The organism is Anoxybacteroides voinovskiense (assembly GCF_014196205.1).
Classification (GTDB): Bacteria; Bacillota; Bacilli; order Bacillales; family Anoxybacillaceae; genus Anoxybacteroides; species Anoxybacteroides voinovskiense.
Genome location: NZ_JACIDE010000057.1, coordinates 1 through 1185, shown reverse-complemented (window position 1 = coordinate 1185; position 1185 = coordinate 1). Strand labels below are relative to the sequence as shown.

Here is a 1185-nt window from a genome sequence, read left to right as displayed (position 1 = left end):
GGAGGAAAACGCCATCCACGAGATGTTTATCCAGCTCGTGGAAGAAATCAGCGAAGCGCTGTCGGGGTTTGGCAAACACGTAGCGATGGACAGTAAGGCGATCGAATCGTTTGCGAATCGAAAAAGCCGTCATCTAGCAAGCGATGGGCGTCGGGATCTCGATGCAGACTACGGAAAAAAGACCTATCGAGGGAAACGAGAAGACGGAAGCCCGTGGGAAAAGATCGTGAGTTGGTTTGGATATAAGCTTCATCTCATCGTGGATGCGCTGTATGAACTTCCTATCTATTATTCGGTGACGAAAGCGTCCGTTCCGGATGTCGTAGAAGGGCGGAACATGTGGAAGAGCATGAAAGAAGAGATGCCAAAACGAGTAGAAGAGGCAGAAACATGCTCGGCAGATAAAGGATATGATGATACGAAACTCATCGAAGCATTGTGGGAGGAGTATCGGGTCAAACCGGTTATTGACATTCGAAACATGTGGAAAGATGGGGAAGCGACGAAAGTCGTATCTGGACAAACGAATGTCGTGTACAACTACAAAGGAACGGTGTTTTGTGTTTGTCCCGAAACAGGAAAAGAGCGAGAAATGGCGAATGGAGGATTTGAAAAAGAGCGAAACACCTTAAAAAAACGGTGCCCAGCCAACGTATACGGCATCACGTGCAAAGGCGAGAAGCAATGTCCGATCGCACAAGGGATACGCATTCGTTTGGACGAAGACCGACGCGTGTTTACTCCCATCGATCGCTCCAGCCGAACATGGGAGAAGCTCTATGCGAAGCGAACCGCCGTCGAGCGTGTAAATAGTCGGTTAGATGTATCGTTTGGGATGGAACAGCACACGATTCGAGGACTAGCAAAAATGAAGGTGAGATGTGGGATGGTGCTTTCAGTGATGCTTGCCTTAGCACTTGGGCGAATCCGTGAAAAGAAAGAGGAGAAGATGAGGAGCCTTGTGTATGCGGCATAACCAAGGACACATCTAGTATTTGTTTTTTGTACCATTTTCAGTAATTGGATGGGAAGAGGGATTCGTATGCCCTTTTTTAATTGTTATAATGGAAAATATGGATATATATAGTAAAATGTAAGAGGAATCGGCAGAGGAGCATAGGAAGAAAATGATCGAATGGTACCATTTCTTTTGAAAAAAGCCAACATCGCAAAAAGCTCGTATAA

The 1185-nt window shown here is 46.2% G+C and carries 1 protein-coding gene; it reads left to right on the top strand.

The genetic code is table 11. The features are described from left to right. A partial coding sequence (locus GGR02_RS17235; protein ID WP_183186161.1) for a transposase occupies positions 1–976 on the top strand: 976 nt, incomplete at its 5' end. Between the last annotated feature and the right edge of the window lie 209 nt (positions 977–1185).